This is a genomic window from Massilia jejuensis, assembly GCF_042656795.1.
Classification (GTDB): Bacteria; Pseudomonadota; Gammaproteobacteria; order Burkholderiales; family Burkholderiaceae_D; genus Telluria; species Telluria jejuensis.
Genome location: NZ_JBHSMS010000043.1, coordinates 1 through 4571, shown reverse-complemented (window position 1 = coordinate 4571; position 4571 = coordinate 1). Strand labels below are relative to the sequence as shown.

The window sequence follows — 4571 nt, the reverse complement described above, 5'->3', positions numbered from 1 at the left end:
CCCCAACGGGAATATCGATCATCCGCTCATACTTGGAGCGCTCTACAACGGCAAACATATGCCGCCGTGGAACCTGCCGGAACAGTCTGCGCTGGCCGGCCTGCGCAGCCGGGAGCTCGAAGGTAGCCAGCGCGGCAACCACCTGGTGCTCGATGACACTGCAGGGAAGATCCAGGCGCAGTTGAAGAGTGACCACGAATGCAGCCAGCTGTCGCTTGGCCACATCACGCGCATTGAAGACACCACCGGTCGCAAGGACGCGCGTGGCGAAGGGTGGGAACTGGCGACCAACGCCTGGGGCGTCGCACGCGCCGCGCAAGGCATGCTCATCACGACTGAGGCGCGGCAGAATGCGGCGTCGCACATGAAGGACCTGGGCGAAACCGCGCAGCGACTGGCGTCGGCAGCGCAGATACAAGAGCAATTGGCATCGATGGCGATCGATCACGATGCTCAGGAAAAGGGCCAGCAGGACGAAGCTGCGGAGGACGTCAAAGTCCAGCACTCGGCCATTCGCGGGGCGGCGAAAGGCGCGTTCCCGGAACTCGCCGAACCGCACCTCGTCATGGCAAGCCCTGCCGGTATCGAACTTACGACCGCTCAGTCGACCCACATCGCCAGCGGCCGCCATACAGCGATCACCAGCGAAAAAAGCCTGTCGATTGCAAGTTCCGACGGCTTGTTCGCCAGCGTTGGAACGACCTTCAGGCTCTTCGTGCACAAGGCCGGAATGAAATTGATCGCGGCCGCCGGCAAAGTGTCGGTGCAGGCCCAGAGCGACGACGTGGAGGTCATCGCCAACAAGGTACTCGAACTGCTCAGCGAGACGGACTGGGTGAATGTCCGTGGCAAGAAAGGCGTGCGGCTGCACGGTGTCAACAACATGGTCGAGATCGGCGAGCAGGTGCAGTTCTTCACCGCGTCGCCTGTGCTATTCCACGGCAACCTCGAGACGCTGCCGGCGAAAAGCGTGTCGCAGACATTCAACGAACGCAAGTCCGATTACCGCTTCGACCAGGAAGTCAACTTCGTCGACGCCAACTTAAAGCCGGAGAAGAACATCGCCTACGAGCTCGTGCGCGACGACGAAACGGTAATTGAAGGGAAAACCGCAGCCAGCGGCAGCACCGAAGTACAGAAATCAGGCGGTTTCGACTCCTACACCATCCGCTACAAGGGCGAACTACCATGAGCGACCAATCCGGACTGAACGAGCGGGGCAATCACCAGGGCGAATTCACGCAGGGCGTCGGCGGCTGGGCTGAATATACGGTCCACATGACGAAGACCTCCGACACGGTTCGCCACGACGTCAAGCTCCCGCCACGCAAGGTCATCCCCGTAATCTTCTTGCCCGGCGTGATGGGCAGTAACCTTCGCCTCAGCAAAGAGCGGCAAAAAAAGCTGGACCGGCTAGATAACCGTTCGTGGCGGCCGGACGATATGGTCGGCATAAAAGGCGTCGCTGCCCTTGCCAATGCGGGCCTGGTCGGGTGGTACAAGAATGCCTCGCCGGAACAGCGCCAGCTCATGCTTGACCCAAACGAGACGGAAGTCGAGTACTACCACTACACCGAGAGTAAAGATCGCTTTGATCCCGAGGGCCCGGAAACGCTGGCAGCGGACAAGCGGCATCAGAACGTTCCTGACAACCTCGAGCCAATTCCCCCCTTGGTAGGCTCGCGCAAGCCGACAGGATGGAGACCCGGCCAACAAATCGCGAAGAAACGCGAATCGCCAGCGCAAGTTGCACGCTGGCGGGGCTGGAGCGAAGTGCTGTTTACTGGGTCCTACGGGCAGCTCCTGAAAACGGCCGAAAGCCACCTCAACAATATGGTCGCAGGCAATTCGGCAAACCCGATGTGGAAGCCGTACTTCGCCGATCCGCGCACTTTCGGCGGTGTGGACGCAGGCGAGCCGCTGACCGAGCAGGATCTGAAAAAGATCGCCGCGTGCTGGTATCCGGTCCATGCCATGGGATACAACTTTTTGAAAAGCAACGGCGAAACTGCGAAGGTAATTGCTGAGCGCATCCGGGGGCTTGCCAAGGGTTACCAGAAGCGGGGCTTCAAATGCGACGAAGTGATCGTCGTGACGCATAGCATGGGCGGCCTGCTGGCGCGCGCGCTCATTCATCCAAAATATGGGAACCTGCTGAACGACCCCGCCGTCAAGGTACTTGGCATCTACCACAACGTGATGCCGACCATGGGCGCCGCCGCCTCCTATAAACGCATGCGTTTCGGCTTCCTAGAGCAGGGAGCGGGCATGATTGCTGAAACCGGGGCAATGGTGCTGGGCATCAATGGCAAACACGCGACTGCCATCCTCGCAAATGCGCCTGCAGCTTTGGAACTATTTCCCAGTTCGGCCTATGGTAAAGGATGGCTCAAGGTCGTGGATGGGTCGGGGCGCGAGATGTGGAGCTGGCCCGGCGACAAAGCGAGCGCACTAGACAGCATCTACCTGCAGCCGGCGGATGCATGGTGGCGGCTGATCAATCCGAAGTGGGTTAACCCAGCAAGCTTAGAAAGCGGGAGCATCGCTGCCGTTCTCAGACGCGTGGAGCTGGCCGTTGCTTTTATAGAGGACATTAAGACCACCTTCCACCCGACCAGTTGCTACGGCAGCTTTTGTTCGTCACCGGAACGCCTCAGCTATGGCGAGGTCGTATTCAAAGTGACCGACCCTGAAGTGTGGGACTCCCGCAACATCCTGCTTACGCCGGTCGAAAGTTGGAAGCTGGTGAGCGACGACGCCCAAGGCACATTGAAAGTCCAGACAGACAGCCGGGTGCTGACGCTCGCCCTGCAACCGCCAGCCGCGCCTGGCGACGAAACCGTCCCCGCCGTCCGCTCTGCCAAGCTAATCACAGGCAAGCTGTTCGTGCATGGCGAGACAAAAGGCAAAAGCTACGAACACCAGAACAGCTATGCCGATAAGGACGTACTGGCGTCCCTGCTGTATTCGGTCGTCCAGATCGCCAAGACGGCGAAATGGGAGACATCGTGAATACCATGCCGTTCCTGAAGCGCGGTGCGATATTCGCTGCGCTGCTCATTGTCCTGGTGTCGTTAGTTGGAAACTCTCGAACCTACACTTATAAGGAGACCGCCGTGCCTGAACCGGTAAAACTCAGTCCACGCCTGCGAGCGCTGTTTGAAAAGACGAAGATCCTTTGTTTCGGCCGCTATGCAATCGAATTGCCGCAGGAAGCCCAACTTGTCTGGGGCAGCGCTTCCTTCCCCTCGAAGATAGACATTATTTCGGGCGGTATCGAGAAAGCGAAGCGCACGGCAGAGGAAAAAATCGCGAAACTGAGGTCGGAACAAGATACTGCCGAAATTACTTACAACGGACCGGGACCAATCGATGAAAGTTGGCAGATTCGATATTACGAGGATAAGGTCGCAAAAAAATATGAACTTTATTTTTTTAAAACATATATCAGCAAAGGCAAACTTACATTCGTCTTAGGCGACGCAACTTCGAAAGGGGAGACCGAAAGCACGGTAATTGCCAGGCAGCTGGAGAAAGCCAGGAGCTTGCGGCTCCGCGCACCGGAGGAAGTACCGACCGAGCCGGGCTTCTGCATCGAACACGGGTTCATGGCAGGTGATCGGTACGGGGATTCAGAGCAAGTAAATGCAGGAATCTATTTGCCCAGCTTCCCGGACGTTACGTTCTCCGTCAGCTCCAACCAGAACGCTTACGGCGATTACGACAAGGCTGAGTTCGAGCAGATGAAGCGCGACGAATTGTCCCTGCTTGCCCGCATCAAGGGTGCCCAGGATATGCAGGGCGTCCTTTACCCCAAGCGTGATGTTCTGCGCGAAGGCAAGCGGGACGTGCAACACTGGAAAGGTGAAGAATCCCTCATTCGCCGACCCGACGGCACTCACGATTTCGAGTGGGCCTTTGTCGGCACGCCGAGAGATGTGGCCAACCCGTCCTCGTTTGGCGCGGCCATGTTCACCAAGGTCGAGGCCAATATGGTCGGAGCCGCCAAGAAGGCGTCGGTCAGCAACGACGAGGCTGTTGCGTTGTGGGACAAACTCCTGTCCGGCCTGAAATTCCGCGTCAAGGTACCCGGCGCCCCCGAGGGTTCGTACTTCTTCCCAAGGGCAAACCTAACACGGCTGGCGCCGAGTAACGAGACACCGAGACCTCAATGAGGAGTGAGCATGAAACACGAAGGCCGTGGCGTGATTCGACTGAACGACCAGACCGATCATGGCGGCAAGGTCATCAGCGCCACGTCGGAAACGATTGCCATGGGCAAGGCAGCAGCAATCCAGGATGACATGACCTTTTGTCCAAAATGCAAGGGTAACTTTGCGATCAAACCCGACGGCGCAGGCGCAAAGCACAAAGGCAAGCTGTACGCCTACCACGGCGACGTCACCGAATGTGGCGCCCGCTTGATCAGCTCTCTCACCTAGACGATCCGACAGGCGGAGAGCGGGGCCTAGGCGGTCGCAAACCATCGGCGACAGCGGTATGTATCCGCGCTAGGGTGTGTCTGACTGAACGAAATTGAGTCCAGGAGGTCAGAAGGCGATGAGCCGAAC

Annotated in this window: 4 protein-coding genes; all 4 read left to right on the top strand. The window is 58.4% G+C overall.

Going from position 1 to position 4571, the window contains the following annotated elements:
- On the top strand, positions 1 to 1192 hold a 1192-nt coding region (locus ACFPOU_RS14725; RefSeq protein ID WP_379722548.1), incomplete at its 5' end, for a DUF2345 domain-containing protein.
- The gene (locus tag ACFPOU_RS14720) at positions 1189 to 3012 is read left to right on the top strand and encodes an esterase/lipase family protein (protein WP_379722545.1); all 1824 of its coding nucleotides are present in this window, start codon (positions 1189 to 1191) and stop codon (positions 3010 to 3012) included. The genes ACFPOU_RS14725 and ACFPOU_RS14720, both read left to right, overlap by 4 nt.
- Positions 3013 to 3017: 5 nt before the next feature.
- Positions 3018 to 4175 (top strand): T6SS immunity protein Tli4 family protein, encoded by a 1158-nt coding sequence (locus ACFPOU_RS14715; RefSeq protein WP_379722551.1) that lies wholly within the window; start codon positions 3018 to 3020, stop codon positions 4173 to 4175.
- Positions 4176 to 4184: 9 nt separating this feature from the next.
- Complete coding sequence (locus tag ACFPOU_RS14710) at positions 4185 to 4442, top strand: PAAR domain-containing protein (RefSeq protein ID WP_379722542.1); 258 nt, start codon at positions 4185 to 4187, stop codon at positions 4440 to 4442.
- The last annotated feature ends 129 nt before the right edge of the window (positions 4443 to 4571 follow it).